This window comes from Streptomyces sp. NBC_00557, from assembly GCF_036345995.1.
Taxonomy (GTDB): Bacteria; Actinomycetota; Actinomycetes; order Streptomycetales; family Streptomycetaceae; genus Streptomyces.
In genome coordinates this window covers 6181515-6203041 of record NZ_CP107796.1, presented here as the reverse complement: position 1 = coordinate 6203041, position 21527 = coordinate 6181515, and the positions used below count along the sequence as shown (strand labels likewise).

Sequence of the window (21527 nt, the reverse complement as noted above, 5' to 3'; positions counted from 1 at the left end):
TTACAGCTCCTTCGGGGGCGTGGGGGTGTCCCCCACAAAACACAGCAACTCACGGACCGCGTCGAGGAACGCGTCGTTCTCCTCCGGGGTGCCGGCGGACACCCGCAGCCACCCCGGTACGCCGTTGTCCCGGACCAGGACGCCCCGGTCGAGGATCCTCCGCCAGGCCTCGTGGGCGTCCGGGAACCGGCCGAACTGCACGAAGTTGGCGTCGGACTCGATGACCTCGTAGCCGATCGCGCGCAGTTCGGCGACGAGCCGGTCCCGCTCCGCCTTCAGCTGCTCGACGTAGCCCAGCAGCGTGTCGGTGTGCTCCAGCGCGGCCAGGGCGGTCGCCTGGGTGATCGCCGACAGGTGGTACGGCAGCCGGACGAGCTGCACGGCGTCCACGACCGCCGGGTCGGCGGCGAGGTAGCCGAGGCGCAGGCCCGCCGCGCCGAACGCCTTGGACATCGTGCGGGAGATCACCAGGTGCGGGCGGCCCTGCAGCAGCGGCAGCAGGGAGGCGCCGTGGCTGAACTCGATGTACGCCTCGTCCACGATCACCATCGACGGCTTGGCCGCCTGCGCCGCCTCGTACAGCGCGAGCACCGTCTCGGGCGGAACGGCGTTGCCGGTGGGGTTGTTGGGGGTGGTGATGAAGACGACGTCCGGCTTGTGCTCGGCGATCGCCCGCTCGGCCGCCGTGAGGTCGATGGTGAAGTCCTCGTTGCGGGGGCCGGAGATCCAGCCCGTGCCGGTGCCGCGCGCGATGAGGGCGTGCATCGAGTACGACGGCTCGAAGCCGATCGCCGTACGGCCCGGTCCGCCGAAGGTCTGCAGCAGCTGCTGGATGACCTCGTTGGAGCCGTTGGCGGCCCACACGTTCTCGGCGCCGAGCGGGTGGTTGCCGGTCTTCGACAGGTACTTGGCCAGCTCGGTGCGCAGCTGCACCGCGTCCCGGTCGGGGTAGCGGTTCAGGCCGCGGGCGGCCTCCCGCACCCGCTCCGCGATCCGCTCGACCAGCGGCTCGGGCAGCGGGTAGGGGTTCTCGTTGGTGTTCAGCCGTACGGGGACGTCCAACTGGGGCGCGCCGTAGGGGGACTTGCCGCGCAGCTCGTCCCGTACGGGAAGATCGTCGATCCTGGTCACTTGCCTTCAGGAACCTTCCACCCAAAACGTGCCTTGATCGCGGCGCCGTGCGCCGGCAGGTCCTCCGCCTCCGCCAGCGTCACCACGTGGTGGGCGACCTCGGCGAGCGCGTCCTTCGTGTAGTCCACGATGTGGATGCCGCGCAGGAAGGACTGGACGGACAGGCCCGAGGAGTGGCAGGCGCAGCCGCCGGTGGGCAGGACGTGGTTGGAGCCGGCCGCGTAGTCGCCGAGCGAGACGGGGGCCCAGGGGCCGATGAAGATCGCGCCCGCGTTCTTCACCCGGTCGGCCACCGCGGCGGCGTCGGCCGTCTGGATCTCCAGGTGCTCGGCGCCGTACGCGTCGACCACGCGCAGGCCCTCCTCGATGCCGTCGACGAGGACGATCGCGGACTGCCGGCCCTTGAGGGCGGGCACGATCCGGTCGTCGACGTGCTTGGTGGCCGCGACCTGCGGCTGCAGCTCCTGCTCCACCGCGTCCGCCAGCTCGGCGGAGTCGGTGACGAGGACGGCCGCCGCGAGCGGGTCGTGCTCGGCCTGGCTGATCAGGTCGGAGGCGACGTGCACGGGGTCGGCGGTGGAGTCCGCGAGGATCGCGATCTCGGTCGGGCCGGCCTCGGCGTCGATGCCGATCCGGCCGGTGAAGAAGCGCTTGGCGGCGGCGACCCAGATGTTGCCGGGGCCGGTGACCATGTTGGCCGGCGGGCAGGACTCGGTGCCGTAGGCGAACATCGCGACGGCGGTGGCGCCGCCCGCGGCGTAGACCTCGTCCACGCCGAGCAGGGCGCAGGCGGCCAGGATAGTCGGGTGGGGCAGCCCGCCGAACTCGGCCTGGGCCGGCGAGGCGAGCGCGATGGACCCGACGCCGGCCTCCTGGGCCGGTACGACGTTCATGATCACGGAGGAGGGGTAGACCGAGCGGCCGCCCGGCGCGTACAGCCCGACGCGCTCGACCGGCACCCACTTCTCGGTCACCGAGCCGCCGGGGACGACCTGGGTGGTGCGGGTGCTGCGGCGCTGCTCGCGGTGGACCAGGCGGGCGCGGCGGATGGACTCCTCCAGCGCGGCACGCACGGCGGGGTCGAGGGCCTCCAGCGCGTCGGTGAGGGCCTGGGCCGGGACACGGACGGATTCCAGCCGTACTCCGTCGAACTTCTCGGCGAAGTCGATCAGCGCCGCGTCGCCCCGATGATGCACGGCCTCGCAGATCGGACGCACCTTCTCCAGGGCGGTCGACACGTCGAAGTCGGCTCGGGGCAGCAGGTCGCGCAGGGCGAGGCCCTCGGGAAGGGCGTCGCCGCGCAGATCGATTCGGGAAATCACAGTCCCAATACTCTCAGACCGCCGTCCGGAGCCGGTGGCGCGTATCAATGGCTGATACAGAACGTGGCGCGACTTGGAAGATCGTCTTCACCCGCAGTGTTCCGGACGTGACCCAGCGGGCATGAACGGCTGTACGAAAGCACAGCACGGCACGGGGACCGGGAGACGACAGAGGTGACCGAGGAGGCCGGCTTCGCGGCCGGGGACCTGCCGGACGACCTGACCGCGGCGGAGGCGGGCATGTGGCAGGCCTTCCGCAACGGCAGTGTGTACGACCTGAGCTGCGGCGACGCCGTGGTGGACGATCCGCACGGCGGACACCCGTGGGGCCCGGAGCGCACCGTGCGGGCGCGGACGGTGGCGTGGCTGCTGCTGGACGGCCCGCCGGCGCTCGCGGGCCGGGTGTCGTCGCTGAAGCTGGCCGGCGTGCGGATCACCGGCCCGCTGGACCTGTCGGGCGGGACGGTACGGCCCTACGTCGAGCTGCGCGGCTGCCGCTTCGACGACGAGGTGCTGCTGCCGGAGGCCCGGTTCACCACGCTGCGCCTGGTGGACTGCGCGGTGCCCCGGCTGGAGGCGGCCCGCCTGCACACCGAGGGCGACCTGCACCTGCCGCGCTGCCGCTTCCAGAACGGGGTGCGGCTGACGGACGCGCACATCGGCACCGACCTGCTGCTCAACGAGGCGGTGGTGTACCGCGACCGCAGCGGGCGGTCGATCTCCGGGGACGGCGTGACCGTGGGCCAGGACCTGCAGGCGGAGATGCTGCAGTCGCACGGCGAGCTCCGGCTGCGCGGCGCCAAGGTCGGCGTGTCGCTGAGCCTGCGCGGGGCGAGCCTGGACAACCCGTACGCGCGCTACGCCCTGAACGCCCCCCAGCTGACCGTCGAGCGCACCCTGTACCTCACCCCGGCCGGCGTGGGCAGCCCCCTGCTGAGCGGGACGACACCGGCGCGCGGGACGCGGATCCAGCGCTTCGACTGCCGGGGCGGGATACGCCTGGACGACGGACGGTTCGGGGACGCCGTCGACTTCGAGCGGGCCCGGTTCACCCTCACCGACGACCAGGAGCTGTCCCTGCGCCGGGTGCACGCCTCGGAGCTGCGCTTCCTGGGCGACGGGCCGCAGCGGGGCAAGGTGGTGCTGTCCGGCGCGCGGATCGTCAACCTGGTGGACCGGGCGGCGAGCTGGCCGGGGCCGGGCAATCTGCACATGGGCGGCTTCGTCTACGAGAACCTCGTGCCGCGCGGCCCGTTCCCGCTCACCGGCCGGCTGGACTGGGTGGCGGCGGCCACCGCCGAGTACGCCCCCGAGCCGTACGAGCGCCTGGCGGCGGTGCTGCGGGCGGCGGGCGAGGACGAGGACGCGCGGGAGGTGCTGCTCGCCAAGCAGCGCCGGCGCCGCGAGACGCTTCCGCTGGCCGGGAAGTTCTGGGGGTACCTCCAGGACTGGACCGTCGCCTACGGCTACCGGCCCGGCCGGGCCGCCGTGTGGATGGCGGTGCTGTGGGCGGCGGGCACGCTGGCGTTCGCGCACGCCGACCATCCGCCGACGAACCACGACTCCCATCCCGCCTGGAGCCCGGCCCTGTTCACGCTGGACCTGCTGCTGCCGGTGATCGACCTGGGCCAGGCGAGCCAGTGGCAGCTGCGCGGCGGCTGGCAGTGGCTCGCGGCCGCGATGATCCTGCTCGGCTGGATCCTGGCGACGACCGTGGCGGCGGGGGCAACCCGGCTGCTGCGCCGGAGCTGAGCGCCGGTGAGCCGGAGCCTGTGGGGGGCGAGGGGCGCACGGCGGCGGCTGTGACACATGTTGCACCCTCACCTTTACCGCTCCTTGACCGTCCGTCGTACAACTTTCCATTACTTGCCGGATGCCTCTGGCGCACCGCCTACCTGCGGACTTTCAATGGTCGGCACGATGGTTCCGCTCCCCCCGTTCATCCGCCCCACCCGGATGGGCAGACGCTTCACCCGCCCGGCCGGCCCCCCGCCCGCCGGGGACGAGGTCCTGCTCGACGCCCCCGACGACCGTCTCTCGCCCGCACTGGTCGCGGCCGGCCGGGGCGAGTACCCGGCCGCCGCCGGGCTGCTCGCCGCCACCCGCGCCGGCGCCGAGTGGGAGAACCGCGACCGGTACGCCCGGCACCTGGCCGCCTTCGCCCGCTCCCGCCCCGAGTGGTTCGACGCCTGGCGCGCCGCCGCCCCCGACGACCCCGGCGTCCTGCTGGTCGGGGCGCAGCTGGCGGTGGACCGCGCCTGGCCGTCGCCGGCCCGGACCGAGCTGCTGCGCGAGGCGAGCCCGCTGATCACCGCCGCCGCCCGCGCCGACGACCGCGATCCGGTGCCCTGGCGGATCGCCCTGGACCACGCGCGCGGCTCGCGCGCCGGGCACCGGTACTTCGAGGAGCTGTGGGCGGCGGCGGTCCGCCGTGCCCCGCACCACTACGGCTGCCATGTGGCCGCGCTGCGCTATCTCGCCGCGAGCTGGCGCGGCTCCCACCGCGAGTGCTTCGACTTCGCCGACGGGGCCGCGCAGGACGCCCCGGCCGACTCGCTCGTCCAGGCCCTGCCGGCCCGGGCCGCCTTCGGCTACCTGGCCGGCGGCGGCACCGGGGTCCCGCGGGCCCGGCTGGACGCCGCGGCCGACCGGGCGCTCGCGCTGTCCGCCCGCTTCCCGGCGGCCGACCCGTGGCCCGCCCCGGTCCGCAACAAGCTCCTGTACCTGCTGATCCGCCTGGACCGCTGGGAGGACGCCCGCGCCCAGCTGCGGCTGATCGGCCCGTACGCCACGTCGTTCCCGTGGGAGCGCTTCTCCGAGGACCCGCTCGGGCACTTCCTGCGGGTGCGCGATCAGCTGCTGACGCCGGGGCGGCAGGCGGGGCCCGCGGCGCTGGCGGGCCTGATGAGCGGGCCCGCGGCGCCGCTCGGCGGGCGCGGCGGACACGCGGGCGCCGGTGACCACTAGGCTGGGGCGTCGTGACCACCGTCCGTCTTCCGCTCTTCCCGCTGAACACCGTGCTGTTCCCGGGACTCGTGCTGCCGCTGAACGTCTTCGAGGAGCGCTATCGCGCGATGATGCGCGAGTTGCTCAAGACACCGGAGGACGAGCCGCGCCGGTTCGCCGTCGTGGCCATCCGCGACGGCCACGAGGTGGCGCCGAGCGCCCCCGGCATGCCGGACCCCACGGCGCAGCCCGAGCGGGGACCGGCCGCGGGCTTCGGCCCCGACCCGGTCAAGGCCTTCCACGGGGTGGGCTGTGTGGCGGACGCGGCGACCGTCCGGGAGCGCGCCGACGGCACCTTCGAGGTGCTGGCGACGGGGACGACCCGGGTGCGGCTGCTCTCCGTCGACGCGTCGGGCCCGTTCCTGACGGCGGAGCTCCAGGAGCTGACGGAGGAGCCGGGCGACGAGGCGGGCGCGCTGGCCGAGGGGGTGCTGCGCTCCTTCCGCCAGTACCAGAAGCGGCTGGCGGGCGCGCGGGAGCGCTCGCTGTCCGCGGGCGCGGACCTGCCCGACGACCCGTCGGTGGTGTCGTACCTGGTGGCGGCGGCGATGGTGCACGACACGCCGACGAAGCAGCGGCTGCTGCAGGCCCCCGACACCGCCTCCCGGCTGCGGGACGAGCTGAAACTCCTTCGCGCGGAGACGGCCATCATCCGTAGCCTGCCGTCACTGCCCGCGTTCGAGCTGACGCGGACGCCGACCAGTCTGAACTGAGGGACCCAGCACTCACCGATGGCGAAGAAGTCGAAGAAGCAGCAGTCCGCCGGCACCCCCGCGACGGTCGCCCTGTCGTCGGCCGGGGTGGACTTCACGGTCCACTCCTACGACCACGACCCCTCCCACCCCTCCTACGGCGAGGAGGCGGCGGAGGCGATGGGCGTCTCCCCCGACCGCGTCTTCAAGACCCTGGTCGCGGACGTCGACGGCGCCCTGACCGTGGCCGTGGTCCCCGTCTCCGGCTCCCTGGACCTCAAGGCCCTGGCGGCGGCGGTGGGCGGCAAGCGGGCCACGATGGCCGACCCGACGCTGGCGGAGCGCACGACCGGCTACGTCCGCGGCGGCATCTCCCCGCTCGGCCAGCGCAAGCGGCTGCCGACGGTCCTGGACGACTCCGCCGAGGCCCACGAGACGATCTGCGTCTCGGCGGGACGCCGCGGCCTGGAGGTGGAGCTGGCTCCACAGGACCTGGCGAAGCTGACGCACGCGGTACTGGCGCCGATCGGGCGGGACTGAGCCGCCGGGGCCGGCGTCGAGGGGGGCCGTAAGGGGCTCCCACGCCGCGCGGCGGCCCGGAGGGGCCGGGCAGGCCCTAAGCCTGTTGCTGCGGATACGGCGGCTCGGGGTCGCGGGGGCCGAACAGCGCCGTGAGTCCGAGGTGCACCAGCAGCGCGGCCAGCGGCCACGCCAGCAGCGCGGCCTTCGCCGTGAGCTTCAGCGGCGCGGAGAAGGTGACGCCCTCGCCCACCTGCCTGGCATGGGCGAGCACGTCGGTCGAGGGGCCGAGCCACACCCCGAGCCGCCAGGCCAGCAGCGATCCGAGCAGCGCGCCTAGGCCCAGCGCCACCACGAGCGGCACTCCCCCGCGCCGCCGCAGCAGAAAGACCAGCACCGCGCTGACGAGCCCGAAGCCGAGCCCCAGCAGGGTGAAGGTGCCGTCCACCCCCACCGCCTGCTCGCCCTCGCTGTCCTTGAGATAGACCACCCAGCTCCGGCCGGTGCGGTCGCCGACCAGCGGCACGTGCGGCGCGAGCCACCACCACAGCAGTCCGAGCAGCACCCCGCCCAACGCCACGGCCACCGTGATCACGGCGGCCTCCCGGAGTTCGGTCTTCATACCGGGGCCGTCCTGTTCGTACACGCCCCCGGGGACACCGGCGGGCGGCGGGGCCTGCCAGACGTCGTGCGGGGACTGGTCGTGCGGCGGCGTAGGCGGAGTCAACGGTGCGGTCACCCTGACATCGTGCCAGGTCGTGCTGTGCGCCGCGTCACCGGACGGCGGCCCTGCGGTACGCCCACGTCGCCACGGCCAGCGAGACGACTCCGACACCCGCGCACACCCCCAGATCGACAAGGACGACGGCCCAGTCCGGGTGTGCCCCGAACGTCCGGGCGTAAGCCTCCACGCCGTACGTCGACGGCAGCAGATCCCGCGCCAGCCGTACGATCTCCGGCATCCGGTCGGTCGGCAGCACGCCCAGCAGCAGCGCCGCCGACATGCCGAGCTGGCCGAGCAGCGTGGCCAGCTCGGGCCGCGGGGCCAGCAGCCCGCAGGCGGCGCCGAGCCCGGACAGCGCGGCCCCGGCGAGCGGGATCACGGCCAGCAGGATCCACAGACTGCCCAGCGGCAGCCCGAACAGCACGCATCCGAAGACGGCCGTCACCAGCGTCCCCGGCACGGTGAAGGAGGCGTACGCCGCCGCCGCGCCCAGCACCACCGCGGCCGGCGGCACCGGCAGCGTGGCGTAGTGGTCGAGCCCGCCGCTCGCCCGCAGCTGCCCGAAGTACTGCGCCAGCAGATTCAGCGCCACGTACGCGACCACCAGCACCGACGAACCCGCCACGACGGACCGGGCCTCGCCGGTGCTGTCGACGACGCCCCGCATCATCACGGTGATGCCGACGGACTGGAAGGTGGCCACGAACAGCAGCGGGATCCGCGCCACCCGGGCCCGGGACAGCTGCGCCCGGTAGACGGCCGCCAGCGACGGCCACAGCCGCGCGGCCGGAGCGAGTCCGGCCGCGCCCCGCGCCGGCTCGGGCACGACCCGGCCGCCGCCCGGCAGCACCTCCGCGGGTACGACACTCACGACGAGCTGCTCCCCTTCCCTACGGCGGTCGCCCCCACCCATACGGATACGGCACCCCGCGCGCTCACGCCTTCACCAGTCCCTGCCGGGCCGCTCCGCCGAGCGCCAGGTAGACATCCTCCAGGCTGGGCGTGGCCAGCGTGAAGTCGTCCAGGGCGGCGAACGCGGCCCCACCGGTCACGGTGGCCACCGCGGCACGGGCCTCCTCGGGCGCGAGCCGCAGCGTCCAGCGCCGGCCGGACTCCACCGCGCGCTCCCGCAGCACGGCCACCTCGGGCACCTCCAGCGGCGCCCGCTCCCGCCACACCAGCTCGACCCGCACCTCGCCGGCCACCTGCTCCTTCAGGCCTGCCGGGGTGTCGCAGGCGATGACCCGGCCCCGGTCGATGACGGCGACCCGGTCCAGCACGGTCTCCGCCTCGATGACGTTGTGGGTGACCAGCAGCACGGTCGTACCGCGCTCGGCGCGCCGCCGGTCCACGGCCGCCCAGACCGCGCGCCGGGCCACCGGGTCCATGCCGGTGGTCGGCTCGTCCAGTACGAGCAGCGGCCGCTCCCCGACCAGGGCGGCGGCGAAGCAGGCCAGCCGCCGCTGCCCGCCGGACAGCTTCTTCAGCGCCCGCCCGGCGATCGGCGTGAGCCCCAGCTCCTCCAGTACGGCGTCCCGCTCGGCCCGCGCCCGCGTCCCGTCCAGGCCGCGCAGGCGGCCGGTGGTCTCGGCGGCGAGGGAGACGGTCAGCTCGTCCAGCGCGGACGACTCCTGGCCCAGGTAGGCCAGCAGGCGCGCGGCCCGCTCGGGGTGCCGGACGATGTCGTGCCCGAGGATCTCGATGCTGCCGGTGTCCGGCCGCAGCAGCCCGGTGAGCTGCCGGACGAGCGTGGACTTGCCGGCTCCGTTCGGCCCGAGCAGTCCGAAGACCTCGCCGCGCCGCACCTCCAGCTCGACGCCGTCGGTGGCCCGCACCGCGGGGGTGCCGGGCGCGCCGCGCCGGCCCTTCACGGCCGGATAGGTCTTGCCGAGCCCGCGCACACGGACGACCTCGTCCTGCCGAAGTGCCTGTGCCGCGCGCGTACTCACAAGGGACGAGGGTACGGGGTCGGGGCCCTTTACTCGCCTTTGGGGCGACTTCCGTACGTGACCGGTAAGGAACCCCGCCCGGCCGGCGGGGAACCCCGGGTCACTCCCCCGTCGCGCTCTCCGCGGCCGCCGGCACGTCGATCTCCCGCCAGAAGCCCGCCCGAATGGCGTAGCGGTCGTGCTCGTCGATCTGGTCGTCCTTGTGGGCGAGCAGCCCGAACCGCGCGGCGTACCGCAGCAGCTCCCCGTCGATGCGGTGCGGGATGCGCGGGTACATCTGCGACAGCTTCTGCAGATGGCTCTGGTCGCCGAGCCGGGACATCCAGCGGCGGGCGAAGACCTGCCCCACCTCGTACGGATCGCCGCCGACGGTGGTGATGTCCTCCTCCCGGTCCGCCCACCGCTGCTCGGCGGTGGTGAGCTGGGCCAGCGTCGGCATGGAGGCGATGTCGGGCGGCTCGGCGACGACGCCCGGCCGGTCCACCCAGCCCTTGTCGGAGGACCAGCGCAGGGTCGCGGTCGCCGGGTGCTGGACGGGCTGGGCGCCGGGGGCGCGCAGGGCGGCCAGGTCCTTGGGGGTGGGGACGCCCTTGTTGACGGTGGCCCGCTCCTGGGTGCCGTTCTCCGTGGCGGCGGCCGGCTGGGGCGCGCCCTGGCCGGCCGGCCGCTCGGCCGCCGTGGCGAGCGCGGACTCGGGCAGCGGCGCGGAGAGGATCGCGGCGATCTCGGGCCGGGGCGCGGGCGGCGGGGCGCAGACGCCGGTCAGTTCCTTGGCGCGGACGGCCTGGGTGATCCAGGCGCGGTCCAGCACGCGCCGCTCGTCGGCCTCGGCGACCAGGTCCTCGGACTGGTTGTAGTCGCCGTCGGCGGCCTGTACGGCCCACAGGTGGACGGCGACGCCGTGCTCCTTGGCGGCCATCATGCCGGGCAGCAGATCGCCGTCGCCGGTGACGAGGACGATGTCGGAGCAGGCGCGGTTGCGGGCCAGCTCGGTCAGCTCGGCGTGCATGGCGGCGTCCACGCCCTTCTGCGCCCAGCGTCCGTCGCTGCGGGTGAGGGCGCCCAGCCGGACGGTGACCCGGGGCATGACACGCAGCCGGCGATGCTCCGGTTGGGGGACCCGGTCCGGGGCGCCGTCGAACCAGTAGATGCGCAGCAGCGGGCACTCGGTCTCCGACTCGGCGCGTACCCGCAGTGCCTGGATCAGTGCGGCGTGGTCGACGGTGATCCGGGACCGCGAGGGCTCACCGGCGAGGAGGCTGGCGGCGGCTCCCAGCAAGTACCCGGCGTCCACCAGGACGATGCAGCGGTCCACGCGACTCACCCTCTTCCCGGCAGGTTTTGCTTCGGACTTCCTTCGAGTCTGCCCGACCGCGCGAGGGTTAACGGCCCGAACTCGATCTTCGGCGTGGCGTTTGCGGGACCCGCTCGCCCACCTGCCCTGTCACACACGGTAATTATCCGACATGCGCTTGATGTCAGCGTATGTGAATCTGGTCCCGGCCCTGGCCCCTAGATCCCCCACAGGAGGCAGATCACCATGGCCAAGAACAAGAACCGCAAGCAGGCTGGCCCGCAGAACCGCGCTCAGCACAGCGAGCACACCCAGGAGCGCGCACAGCGTCCGTCGGCGGAGGAGCACGAGTCCCCGATGGCGGGCGTCGCGAGCAGCCCCGCGGATGCTGCTGGTAAGAAGCGGAAGAGCTTCGGCCACAACTAAGGGCAGTTGAAGCCCGGCACACAGGAGGGGCGCACCCTTGGCGGGTGCGCCCCTTCGCGCGTGCTCAGGCGGTGGCGCCTGCGGTGACGGGTCAGCCGGCCAGGCAGGACGGGCCGAGCAGCACCTTCAAGTCGCCGAAGAGCGCCGGATCGGGCTTGACCCGGTGGCGGTCCAGGCGCAGCACCGTGGTCTTGCGCGGGCCCTGGAGCTTGATGCGGACCTCGCTGTCGCCCTTGTGGTGGCTGAGGATCTCGCCGAGGCGGCTGACCATCGGCGGGGTCACCTTCACGGTCGGGATGGTGAGCACCACGGGGGCGTTGGTGCCCGCGCTGGACAGGTCCGGGACCATCAGCTCCATGGCGACGAGCCGGGGCACGTCCTCGCGCTTGTCGAGGCGTCCCTTGACGAACACCACGGCGTCCTCGACGAGTTGGGTGGACACCAGTTGGTAGGTCGCCGGGAAGAACATGCACTCGATGGAGCCGGCGAGGTCCTCGACCGTGGCGATGGCCCAGGCGTTGCCCTGCTTGGTCATCTTGCGCTGCAGGCCGGAGATGATGCCGCCGATGGTGACGACCGCGCCGTCCGCGTGCTCGCCGCCGGTGAGCTGCGCGATGCCCGCGTCGGCCTTGTCGGCGAGGACGTGCTCCAGGCCGAAGAGCGGGTGGTCGGAGACGTACAGACCGAGCATCTCCCGCTCCTGGGCGAGCAGATAGGTCTTGTCCCACTCGTCGGGGGAGAACTCCACGTCGAGTCCGAAGCCGGGCTCGCTGCCGGTGTCCTCGCCCATGCCGCCGAAGAGGTCGAACTGCCCCTCGGCCTCCTTGCGTTTGACCGCGACCACGTTGTCGATCATCGGCTCGTACTGCGCCATGAGCCCCTTGCGGGTGTGGCCCATGGTGTCGAACGCGCCCGCCTTGATCAGCGATTCGGTGGTGCGCTTGTTGCAGACGACGGCCTCGACCTTGTCGAGGTAGTCGGGGAAGGAGGTGTACTTCCCCTTGGCCTTGCGGGTCTTGATGATCGACTCGACGACGTTGGTGCCGACGTTGCGGACGGCGGAGAGGCCGAAGAGGATCACGTCGTCGCCCTGGGCCGCGAAGTTCGCCTCGGACTCGTTGACGTTCGGCGGGAGCACCCGGATGCCCATGCGGCGGCACTCGTTGAGGTAGACCGCCGACTTGTCCTTGTCGTCCTTGACGGAGGTCAGCAGCGCGGCCATGTACTCGGCGGGGTGGTTCGCCTTGAGGTAGGCGGTCCAGTACGACACCAGGCCGTACGCCGCGGAGTGCGCCTTGTTGAACGCGTAGCCGGCGAAGGGGACCAGCACGTCCCACAGGGCCTGGATGGCCTCGTCGCTGTAGCCGTTCTTGCGGGCGCCGGCCTGGAAGATGACGAAGTTCTTCTCCAGCTCCTCGGGCTTCTTCTTGCCCATCACGCGGCGGAGGATGTCGGCCTCGCCGAGCGAGTAGCCCGCGATGATCTGGGCGGCCTTCTGCACCTGCTCCTGGTAGACGATCAGGCCGTAGGTGACGTCCAGGACCTCCTTGAGCGGCTCCTCCAGCTCGGGGTGGATCGGCGTGATCTCCTGCTGCCCGTTCTTGCGCAGCGCGTAGTTCGTGTGGGAGTTCATGCCCATCGGGCCCGGGCGGTACAGGGCCGACACGGCGGAGATGTCTTCGAAGTTGTCCGGCTTCATCAGCCGCAGCAGCGAGCGCATGGGGCCGCCGTCGAACTGGAAGACGCCGAGGGTGTCGCCGCGCTGGAGCAGCTCGAAGGTCTTGGGGTCGTCGAGCGGCAGGGACAGCAGGTCGATGTCGAGGCCCTTGTTGGCCTTCACCATCTTGACCGCGTCGTCCATGATCGTCAGGTTGCGCAGGCCCAGGAAGTCCATCTTCAGCAGGCCGAGCGACTCACAGCTCGGGTAGTCCCACTGCGTGATGGTCACGCCGTCGGTGTGCCGCACCCAGACCGGGACGTGCTCGGTGATGGTCTCGCTGGACATGATCACGCCGGCGGCGTGCACGCCCATCTGCCGGACCAGGCCCTCGACGCCGCGCGCGGTGTCGATGACCTTCTTCACGTCCGGCTCGTTCTCGTACATCGCGCGGACCTCGCCCGCCTCCGAGTAGCGCGGGTGGCTGGGGTCGGTGATGCCGGACAGCGGGATGCCCTTGCCGAGGACGTCGGCGGGCATGGCCTTGGTGATGCGGTCGCCCATCGCGTACGGGTAGCCCAGCACGCGCGCGGAGTCCTTGATGGCGTTCTTGGCCTTGATGGTGCCGTAGGTGCCGATCATGGCGACCTTGTCGGCGCCGTACTTCTCGGTCACGTACCGGATCACCTCGACGCGCCTGCGCTCGTCGAAGTCGATGTCGACGTCGGGCATCGAGATGCGCTCGGGGTTGAGGAACCGCTCGAAGATCAGGCCGTGCGGGATGGGGTCGAGGTCGGTGATGCCGAGGGCGTAGGCGACGATCGAACCGGCGGCGGAGCCTCGGCCGGGGCCGACCGCGATGCCCTGGCGCTTGGCCCACATGATGAAGTCGGCGACCACGAGGAAGTAGCCCGGGAACCCCATCTGGATGATGACGTCCATCTCGTACTCGGCCTGCTTCTGGCGGTCCTCGGGGATGCCGCCCGGGTAGCGGCGCTCCATGCCGCGGCGGACCTCCTCCTGGAACCAGGTGACCTCGGTGTAGCCCTCGGGGATGTCGAACTTGGGCATGAGGTCGCGCTTCTCGAACATGCCGGTGGTGTCGACCATCTCGGCGACGAGGAGCGTGTTGGCGCAGCCCTCCTGCCAGGCGTCCGAGGAGTCGATGGCGTACATCTCCTCGGTGGACTTCAGGTAGTAGCCGGTGCCGTCGAACTTGAAGCGGTCCGGGTCGGAGAGGTTCTTGCCGGTCTGGATGCACAGCAGGGCGTCGTGCGCCGCCGCCTCGTGGGCGTACGTGTAGTGCGAGTCGTTGGTGACCAGCGGGGGGATGCCCAGCTTCCGGCCGATCTCCAGCAGGCCGTCGCGGACCCGGCGCTCGATCTCGATGCCGTGGTCCATCAGCTCCAGGAAGTACCGGTCCTTGCCGAAGATGTCCTGGTAGTCGGCGGCGGCCTTGAGGGCCTCGTCGAAGTGGCCGAGGCGCAGCCGGGTCTGCACCTCGCCGGAGGGGCAGCCGGTGGAGGCGACGATGCCCTCGGACCACTGGGCGATGGTCTCCTTGTCCATCCGGGGCCACTTCTGCAGCCAGCCCTCGGCGTAGGCGTCGGAGGAGAGCCGGAAGAGGTTGTGCAGGCCGGTCTTGTTCACCGCCCACATCGTCTTGTGGGTGTAACCGCCGGAACCGGAGACGTCGTCCCGCTTCTGGTGCGGCTGGCCCCAGAGGATCTTGCGCTTGTTGCGCCGGGACTCGGGGGCGACATACGCCTCGATCCCGATGATCGGGGTGATTCCGGCCTTCTTCGCGGAGTGGAAGAAGTCGTACGCCCCGTGGAGGTTGCCGTGGTCGGACATGGCGATGTGCGTCATGCCCATCTCGTTGCAGGCGTTGAACATGTCCTTGAGCCGCGCGGCACCGTCCAGCAGCGAGTACTGGGTGTGGACGTGCAGGTGCGTGAAGGGCGGCTTCGACACGGTTGAGCCTCCGGGGGAAACACTCGGCGACGGGCTGGCGGACAGTTCTGGGGTCAGCGTCGAAGTCTATGCCCGGGCACTGACACTCCGCCCGGTTCCCCGCGTACCTTCATCCGGGAACCGGGCACTCCCGCGTGGCGTCGCCCGTTGAAGACGGCAGAAACGCTGTCGTACAGGTCATGCAGGCAAGCACCAGGAGGCACCCAGCGATGTCGGTCCACCGGCTCAACGACGAGCAGCGCGGCGAGGAGATCCTCGCCGTCTTCGACACCGCCTTCGGCCGGCTCCTGGCCGCCGACCCGGCCGCGTTCCGGGTGAAGTTCCGGAAGATGGCGGCATCGGCCTTCGCGTTCTACCGGGGCACGGCGTGCCTCTTCTACCACGACCTCACCGCGAACGCTCAGTTCGGCTCGAAGCGCGGCGGCCCGTACCTGGACGACCGCACCTCCCGCGTGTGGATCCACGGCGACCTGCACGCGGAGAACTTCGGCACGTACATGGACGCGGGCGGCCGCCTGGTCTTCAACGTCAACGACTTCGACGAGGCCTACGTCGGCCCGTTCACCTGGGACCTGAAGCGCTTCGCGGCGTCGATCGCGCTCATCGGGTACGCGAAGGCGCTCAGCGACGAGCAGATCACCGAGCTGGTGCGGATCTACGCCGGCGCCTACCGCGAGCGCATCCACGCCCTGGCCACCGGCGCCAAGAGCGACGAGGTGCCGCCGTTCACGCTGGACACCGCCGAGGGCCCGCTGCTGGGCGCCCTGCGCGCCGCCCGCTCGATGACCCGTTTCGAGCTGCTGGAGTCGATGACGGAGATCCGCGACTACGAGCGCCGCTTCGCGCCGGGCGGCGGCTCCATCGAGCTGGACGCGGCGACGCGCTACAAGGTGCTGGCCGCCTTCGACGGCTACCTGGAGACGCTGCCGGACTCCTCGCTGGCCCGCCCGGACTCCTACCGCGTGAAGGACGTCGTCGGCCGCCGCGGCATCGGCATCGGCTCGGCGGGGCTGCCGTCGTACAACATCCTCCTGGAGGGGCACAGCGACGCCCTGGAGAACGATGTGGTCATCTACATCAAGCAGGCCCAGACCCCGGCCGTCTCCCGGCACGTCACGGATCCGGCCATCGCCGGCTACTTCCAGCACGAGGGCCACCGCACGGTGATCTCCCAGCGCGCCCTGCAGGCGCACGCCGACCCGTGGCTGGGCTGGACCGAGCTGGACGGGGCGGGCCAGCTGGTGGCCGAGGTCTCGCCGTACGCGGTCGACCTGGACTGGGGCGACATCGACGACCCCGAGGAGATCGCGCAGGTCGTCGCCGACCTGGGCCGGGCCACGGCGGCGATGCACGCGGCGGCGGACGACACCTCCGGCGAGTCCCTGGTGCCGTTCTCCACCGAGCGGGCCATCGACGCGGCCATCGCGGCCGACGAGGAGGGCTTCGCTCCCCTTCTGGTGGACTTCGCGCACGCCTACGGCGCACGCGCGCGTGCCGACCACCAGATCTTCGTCGACCTGTTCCGCAACGGCCGGATCCCGGGGCTGTAGGCTCCGCACACTCACAGGCACCCTTTAAGGGTCGCTTACCCGCCCACGTGCCAGACTCTCTCTCGTTATGGACATATCCGGGACCCAGCTCAGAGCCGTGCGCGCGGCGCTGTTCACGGCTGTCGTCGTGACGCTCAGCACCGCGTCGCACGTCCTGCTGTCCCGGGCTCCGCTGCCGGTGGCGACGGTGCTGGCGGTCTGCGCCGGCGTCTTCGTCACCGCGTACGCGCTGGCGGGCCGCGAGCGCGGCTTCGGCCGGATCGCGGCCCTGCTGGTCCCGCTGGAACTGGCCGCCGACACCGTCTTCACCACCGGGCAGAACACCTGTTACGGCCGGGCGGGCGGCCCGGTCGCCGGACCGCTGCACGCGTTCGGTTTCAACGTGCTGTGCCAGGGCGGCTCCGTCGGCTCCCCGCTGGCCCGGATGACCGCGGCGCAGGGCCGTCCCGACGCGCTGCTCGCGCACGCCACTCCCGCGGCCGCCTGGCTGCTGCTCGCCGCGCACGTCGGCGTGGGCCTGCTCGCCGCCGCCTGGCTGCGCCGCGGCGAGCGGGCGCTGGTGCAGCTGCTGCGCGCGGTCGCCGCCACCACCTTCCGGCCGCTGCTGCTCGCGGTGGCCTCGGTCGCCGTCCGGCCGGCCCCGCTGCGCCGGCAGCCGCGCCCGGCCCCGCGCCGGACCGCCGCCCGCGACCGGCTTCTCGTGCACTCCCCGGGACGGCGTGGACCGCCGTGCTCTCCCGCCCTCGCCCTGCGCTGAGCGGGCGCCCCCGCTGAGCGGCGCCCGCTCCGCGGCGCCCGTCCGGGCGGCCCGGGCGGCGGCGACCGAGCACCCCAGTCCCCACACCTTTCCCGCGCACGGCATGTGCGCGTCCCCTACGGAGATCACCACCATGAGCAAGCGGAACACCCAGACGGCGAAGACGGCGGCCCGGGAGCGGCTGCGCCAGGAGCGCGAGCGGCAGGCCAAGCGCGCCAAGGCCAAGCGGCAGATCATCGTGGCCGCCTCGGTCGTGGCCGTGCTGGCCGCCGCCGGCGGTATCAGCTACGCCATCGTCCAGGCCAACAAGCCCACCGGGTGGGACGCCGCGAAGAGCCGGCCGCTCGTGAAGCCGGCCAACACCACGGGCCCGGACGGCACGACCGTCCTCATAGGCAAGAGCACCGCCAAGAAGACCCTCACCATCTACGAGGACCCGCGCTGCCCGGTGTGCGCGCAGTTCGAGCAGACGGTCGGCGCGACCGTGAAGAAGGACGTCGACGAGGGCAAGTTCAAGCTGCGCTACGTCGGCGCCACCTTCCTCGACAAGAACCTGCCCGGTGTCGGCTCCAAGAACGGCCTGAGCGCCCTGGGCGCCGCGCTCAACGTCAGCCCCGAGGCGTTCCTCGAGTACAAGGCCGCGATGTACTCGGCGAAGTGGCACCCCGACGAGAACGACGACAAGTTCAAGGACGACTCCTACCTGATCAAGATCGCCGACACGGTGCCCGCCCTGAAGGGCAACGCGGCGTTCCAGAAGGCGGTGAAGGACGGCACCTACGACCGGTGGGCGCTGGAGGAGTCCAAGATCTTCGACAAGGACGGCATCCAGGGCACCCCGACCCTGAAGATGGACGGCAAGACGCTGACGGGCGCCGACGGCAAGAACCCGCCGATGACCGTCGCCGACTTCAACACGGCCGTCGACGCGGCCCTGAAGGGCTGATCGGGAACTCCGCGGAAACCGGCCCTCGCATGAAGAGCGGGCGAACTTTGGGAGTTCGCCCGCTCGTGCGCATACCGATCAGTAACCTGATCGGTCGTGACCAGTCGATACAGATCGCTTCCGGCCCCCGAGGGCCCCAACTCCCTTTCGCCCCGCCGCCGTACGGTCGTCAAGGCCGCGGCGGCGACCGCTGTGCTGGCCGGCCCGCTCGCCGCCTCCCTTCCGGCGCGCGCCGCCGCCCAGGCCCCCGCCTTCCTGCACGGCGTCGCCTCCGGTGACCCGCTGCCCGACGGCGTCCTGCTGTGGACCCGGGTGACCCCGGTCCCGGAGGCCGTACCCGGCTCCGGGCTCGGCCCGGACACCGAGGTGAGCTGGGTCGTCGCCAAGGACAAGGCGTTCACCAGCATCGTCGCCAAGGGCTCGGTCACCGCGACCGCGGCCTCCGACCACACCGTGAAGGCCGACGTCCGCGGCCTCGCGCCGGCGACCGACTACTGGTTCCGCTTCTCGGCCGGCGGCGCCGACTCCCCGGTGGCCCGCACCCGCACCGCGCCCGCGGCGGACGCGAACGTGTCCTCCCTGCGCTTCGGCGTGGTCACCTGCGCCAACTGGGAGGCCGGGTACTTCGCCGCCTACCGCCACCTCGCGGCCCGCAGCGACCTGGACGCCTGGCTGCATCTCGGCGACTACATATACGAGTACAAGTCCGGCGAGTACGCGGCGCGCGGCACGGTCGTCCGCCCGCACGCCCCGGCCAACGAGACCATCACGCTCGCCGACTACCGGATCCGGCACGCCAGGTACAAGACCGACCCCGACCTGCAGGCCCTGCACCTGAAGGCGCCGGTCATCGCGATCTGGGACGACCACGAGTTCGCCGACAACGCCTGGTCGGGCGGCGCGGTCAACCACACCGAGGGCGCCGAGGGCACCTGGACCGCCCGCAAGGCCGCCGCCAAGCAGGCCTACTTCGAGTGGATGCCGGTCCGCCCCGCGATCGAGGGCACCACCTACCGCCGGCTGCGCTTCGGCAAGCTCGCCGATCTGTCGCTGCTGGATCTGCGTTCCTTCCGCTCCCAGCAGGCGTCCACGGGCAGCGGCTCGGTGGACGACCCGAACCGGACGATCACCGGCCGGGCCCAGCTGGACTGGCTGAAGGCGGGGCTGAAGGCCTCCGACACCAGGTGGCGGCTGGTCGGCAACTCGGTGATGATCGCGCCGTTCGTCATCGGCTCCCTCACCGCCGACCTCCTCAAGCCGCTGGCCAGGCTGCTGGACCTGCCGCAGGACGGCGTCGGCGTCAACACCGACCAGTGGGACGGCTACACGCACGACCGCCGCGAACTCCTGGACCATCTGCGCTCGAACGGCATCGGCAACACCGTCTTCCTGACCGGCGACATCCACATGTCGTGGGCCAACGACGTGCCGGTGGACGCGGGCACCTACCCGCTGTCGCCGTCGGCGGCCACCGAGTTCGTGATCACCTCGGTCACCTCCGACAACCTCGACGACATCGTCAAGGTCCCCCAGGGCACGGTCTCCGCCGTCGCCGCGCCGCTCATCGAGGCCGCCAACCGGCATGTGCACTGGGTGGACACCGACCGGCACGGCTACGGCGTGCTCGACATCACCGCCGACCGCGCGCAGATGGACTACTACGTCCTGTCCGACCGCACCGACCCGGACGCGACCGCGCAGTGGGTGCGCTCCTACCGCACCCGCAGCGGCACGCAGAAGGTCGAGCGGACCTACGACCCGGTGTAGCCGGCGCCGGCCGCCCCGCGGCTACCCGGCGTGCAGGCTGTCGAGGAAGCCGAGCGCCACCCGCCAGGTGGCCTCGGCGGCCTCGCGGTCGTAGTCCGGGAGACCGGGGTCGGTGTAGAGGTGCCCGGCGCCGGGGTACCGGTAGACCTCCACATCGGCTCCGGCCCGGCCCATCTGCAGATACCAGGCGGTCAGCCAGTCGTCCGTCTCGAACGGGTCCGGCTCGGCCACGTGCAGCTGCACCGGGAGCCCGTCCGTGTGGGCGTTCGGCGCGATGTCCGAGGTCCCGTGCAGAAGCAGCAGCCCGCGCGCCTTGTCGTCGCCGAGCGCGAGGGTCTGGGCGACGGACGCGCCGAGCGAGAACCCGGCGTACACCAGACCGCGGTCCGAGTACGGGGCGGCCGCCAGCACGGCCCGCTTCAGCAGCTCCTCCTTGCCGACCGACTCGTTGAACTCCATGCCCTCCTCGGCGGTGTCGAACGTGCGCCCCTCGAAGAGGTCCGGCGTCCACACCTCGTGGCCCGCCATGCGCAGCCGGTCCGCGGCGTCGCGCACCGCGGGCCTGAGCCCGTACGTCGAGTGAAAAAGCATGATGTTCATGAGGCCATGGTGCCAGCCGGTTCCGCCGCGCCCGAGCCGCCGTACCCGGGAACAGCCGGAACTCACATGTTCATGCCCGCCGATCACCGGTTAGGAGCGGTGGCATGGAGAATCTCGTCCGCCCTGTCATCGTGATCGGTGGCTCCGTGCTGCTCACCCTGGCCGTCGGCTGGGCCACCGACCGGCTGCTGCGCAAGGCCGACGAACGCGACCACGACTCACCCCTGTGGGAGCTGCTGCGCCGCGGCCGCATCCCCTACCAGCTCGTGCTGTGCGTCGCCCTGCTCCGCGGCTCCTACGACCAGGCGAAGGTGCTGGAGCGGCACCAGGTGGGCATCGGCCGGACACTGACCCTGGTGCTGATCGGCTCCGTCGCCTGGCTGGTGATCCGCATCGCCGCGGCGATCGTCGAGACCACCTACAGCCGCTACGCCCGCGCACACCGGGATGTGGCCCGGGTGCGCCGGGTGCGCACCCAGGTGGAGCTGATCATGCGGGTGGTGTCCGCGATCGTCATCGTCGTCGCCGTCGCGTCCATGCTGCTGACGTTCCCCGCGATGCGCGCCGCCGGCGCCTCGCTGCTGGCCTCGGCGGGCATCATCGCGGCCATCGCCGGTGTGGCCGCCCAGTCGACCCTGTCCAACATGTTCGCCGGACTGCAGATCGCCTTCGGCGACATGGTGCGCATCGGCGACACGGTCGTCGTGGACGGCGAGTGGGGCACGGTCGAGGAGATCACCCTGACCTTTCTGACGGTACGGACCTGGGACGAGCGCCGGATCACCATGCCGGTGTCGTACTTCACCTCCAAACCCTTCGAGAACTGGTCACGGGGCACCCCGCAGATGACCGGCACCGTCTTCTGGCACCTCGACCACAGCGCGCCCCTCGAGGAGATGCGCGAGAAGCTGCGCGACATCCTGCGCGAGTGCCCGGCCTGGGACGGCCGCGCCTACGGCCTGGTGGTGACCGACAGCACACCCAACACCATCGAGGTGCGCGCCCTGGTGACCGCCAAGGACGCCGACGACATCTGGACGGTGCGGGTCGCGGTCCGCGAGCAGATGATCACCTGGCTGGTGGCCGAGCACCCCTACGCGCTTCCCCGCGTCAACCACTCCGACGCGGTGCTCCCGCCGCAGCGACGCCCGTCGCCCGACGGCACGTCGCTGCGCAAGGACTACGAGCTGCCGCGCACCGGCCGGGGCTGACC

The 21527-nt window shown here is 72.1% G+C and carries 18 protein-coding genes; 10 read left to right on the top strand and 8 right to left on the bottom strand.

The genetic code is table 11. The annotated features are described in order from the left end of the window. Both OG956_RS27185 and hisD read right to left on the bottom strand, forming a co-directional pair. On the bottom strand, window positions 1–1131 hold the full coding sequence (locus OG956_RS27185; protein WP_330340625.1) for a histidinol-phosphate transaminase: 1131 nt from the start codon (window positions 1129–1131) through the stop codon (window positions 1–3). Continuing rightward, on the bottom strand, window positions 1128–2453 hold the full coding sequence (gene hisD / locus OG956_RS27180; RefSeq protein ID WP_330340624.1) for a histidinol dehydrogenase: 1326 nt from the start codon (window positions 2451–2453) through the stop codon (window positions 1128–1130). Before hisD ends, OG956_RS27185 begins: the two co-directional genes overlap by 4 nt. Window positions 2454–2627: 174 nt before the next feature. Between hisD and OG956_RS27175 the strand changes: the two genes are divergently transcribed. The 4 genes from OG956_RS27175 to ybaK all read left to right on the top strand — a co-directional run bounded on the left by OG956_RS27175 (window position 2628) and on the right by ybaK (window position 6691). Continuing rightward, entirely contained in the window at window positions 2628–4205 is a 1578-nt protein-coding gene (locus OG956_RS27175) for an oxidoreductase (RefSeq protein WP_330340623.1), read from the top strand. Window positions 4206–4361: 156 nt separating this feature from the next. Next, window positions 4362–5420 (top strand): hypothetical protein, encoded by a 1059-nt coding sequence (locus OG956_RS27170; protein ID WP_330340622.1) that lies wholly within the window; start codon window positions 4362–4364, stop codon window positions 5418–5420. Between the two features lie 11 nt (window positions 5421–5431). Then, the gene (locus tag OG956_RS27165; RefSeq protein WP_330340621.1) at window positions 5432–6172 is read left to right on the top strand and encodes an LON peptidase substrate-binding domain-containing protein; all 741 of its coding nucleotides are present in this window, start codon (window positions 5432–5434) and stop codon (window positions 6170–6172) included. Window positions 6173–6190: 18 nt separating this feature from the next. Beyond that, window positions 6191–6691, top strand: a complete 501-nt coding sequence (gene ybaK, locus OG956_RS27160) for a Cys-tRNA(Pro) deacylase (RefSeq protein ID WP_330340620.1) — start codon at window positions 6191–6193, stop codon at window positions 6689–6691. Between the two features lie 76 nt (window positions 6692–6767). On the opposite strand, the gene OG956_RS27155 is transcribed toward ybaK, so the two are convergent. The 4 genes from OG956_RS27155 to OG956_RS27140 all read right to left on the bottom strand — a co-directional run bounded on the left by OG956_RS27155 (window position 6768) and on the right by OG956_RS27140 (window position 10658). Then, window positions 6768–7409 (bottom strand): AAA family ATPase, encoded by a 642-nt coding sequence (locus OG956_RS27155; RefSeq protein WP_330340619.1) that lies wholly within the window; start codon window positions 7407–7409, stop codon window positions 6768–6770. Between the two features lie 34 nt (window positions 7410–7443). After that, a complete protein-coding gene (locus OG956_RS27150; protein WP_330340618.1) occupies window positions 7444–8265 on the bottom strand; it encodes an ABC transporter permease in 822 nt (273 codons plus the stop codon). 64 nt (window positions 8266–8329) lie between these two features. Next, the gene (locus tag OG956_RS27145; protein ID WP_330340617.1) at window positions 8330–9343 is read right to left on the bottom strand and encodes an ABC transporter ATP-binding protein; all 1014 of its coding nucleotides are present in this window, start codon (window positions 9341–9343) and stop codon (window positions 8330–8332) included. Window positions 9344–9443: 100 nt separating this feature from the next. Continuing rightward, window positions 9444–10658: an NYN domain-containing protein gene (locus OG956_RS27140; RefSeq protein ID WP_330340616.1), complete on the bottom strand. Its 1215-nt coding sequence runs from the start codon at window positions 10656–10658 to the stop codon at window positions 9444–9446. 225 nt (window positions 10659–10883) lie between these two features. Here OG956_RS27140 and OG956_RS27135 point away from each other — a divergent pair, with 225 nt between their 5' ends. Continuing rightward, complete coding sequence (locus tag OG956_RS27135) at window positions 10884–11063, top strand: hypothetical protein (protein WP_330340615.1); 180 nt, start codon at window positions 10884–10886, stop codon at window positions 11061–11063. A 91-nt stretch (window positions 11064–11154) separates the two neighbouring features. Here OG956_RS27135 and dnaE read toward each other — a convergent pair whose 3' ends face one another. Further along, window positions 11155–14694 (bottom strand): DNA polymerase III subunit alpha, encoded by a 3540-nt coding sequence (dnaE, locus tag OG956_RS27130; protein ID WP_330340614.1) that lies wholly within the window; start codon window positions 14692–14694, stop codon window positions 11155–11157. Window positions 14695–14903: 209 nt separating this feature from the next. On the opposite strand from dnaE, the gene OG956_RS27125 reads away from it, so the two are divergent. The 4 genes from OG956_RS27125 to OG956_RS27110 all read left to right on the top strand — a co-directional run bounded on the left by OG956_RS27125 (window position 14904) and on the right by OG956_RS27110 (window position 19714). Next, on the top strand, window positions 14904–16244 hold the full coding sequence (locus OG956_RS27125; protein WP_330340613.1) for a DUF2252 domain-containing protein: 1341 nt from the start codon (window positions 14904–14906) through the stop codon (window positions 16242–16244). Between the two features lie 67 nt (window positions 16245–16311). After that, the gene (locus tag OG956_RS27120; protein WP_330340612.1) at window positions 16312–17001 is read left to right on the top strand and encodes a hypothetical protein; all 690 of its coding nucleotides are present in this window, start codon (window positions 16312–16314) and stop codon (window positions 16999–17001) included. 133 nt (window positions 17002–17134) lie between these two features. Then, complete coding sequence (locus OG956_RS27115; RefSeq protein WP_330340611.1) at window positions 17135–17947, top strand: DsbA family protein; 813 nt, start codon at window positions 17135–17137, stop codon at window positions 17945–17947. Window positions 17948–18043: 96 nt separating this feature from the next. Next, on the top strand, window positions 18044–19714 hold the full coding sequence (locus tag OG956_RS27110; RefSeq protein WP_330340610.1) for an alkaline phosphatase D family protein: 1671 nt from the start codon (window positions 18044–18046) through the stop codon (window positions 19712–19714). A 21-nt stretch (window positions 19715–19735) separates the two neighbouring features. Here the strand turns inward: OG956_RS27110 and OG956_RS27105 are convergent, their stop codons facing one another. Next, window positions 19736–20314, bottom strand: coding sequence for a dienelactone hydrolase family protein (locus OG956_RS27105; RefSeq protein WP_330340609.1), 579 nt, complete (start codon window positions 20312–20314; stop codon window positions 19736–19738). A 104-nt stretch (window positions 20315–20418) separates the two neighbouring features. Between OG956_RS27105 and OG956_RS27100 the strand changes: the two genes are divergently transcribed. Then, window positions 20419–21525: a mechanosensitive ion channel family protein gene (locus OG956_RS27100; RefSeq protein ID WP_330340608.1), complete on the top strand. Its 1107-nt coding sequence runs from the start codon at window positions 20419–20421 to the stop codon at window positions 21523–21525. Window positions 21526–21527 lie beyond the last annotated feature (2 nt).

Coding starts and splice junctions, on each gene's coding strand:
- OG956_RS27125 (WP_330340613.1), top strand. CDS start 14,904: ATGTCGGTCCACCGGCTCAACGACGAGCAGCGCGGCGAGGAGATCCTC.
- OG956_RS27135 (WP_330340615.1), top strand. CDS start 10,884: ATGGCCAAGAACAAGAACCGCAAGCAGGCTGGCCCGCAGAACCGCGCT.
- OG956_RS27115 (WP_330340611.1), top strand. CDS start 17,135: ATGAGCAAGCGGAACACCCAGACGGCGAAGACGGCGGCCCGGGAGCGG.
- OG956_RS27170 (WP_330340622.1), top strand. CDS start 4,362: ATGGTCGGCACGATGGTTCCGCTCCCCCCGTTCATCCGCCCCACCCGG.
- OG956_RS27120 (WP_330340612.1), top strand. CDS start 16,312: ATGGACATATCCGGGACCCAGCTCAGAGCCGTGCGCGCGGCGCTGTTC.
- OG956_RS27100 (WP_330340608.1), top strand. CDS start 20,419: ATGGAGAATCTCGTCCGCCCTGTCATCGTGATCGGTGGCTCCGTGCTG.
- OG956_RS27105 (WP_330340609.1), bottom strand. CDS start 20,314: ATGAACATCATGCTTTTTCACTCGACGTACGGGCTCAGGCCCGCGGTG.
- ybaK (WP_330340620.1), top strand. CDS start 6,191: ATGGCGAAGAAGTCGAAGAAGCAGCAGTCCGCCGGCACCCCCGCGACG.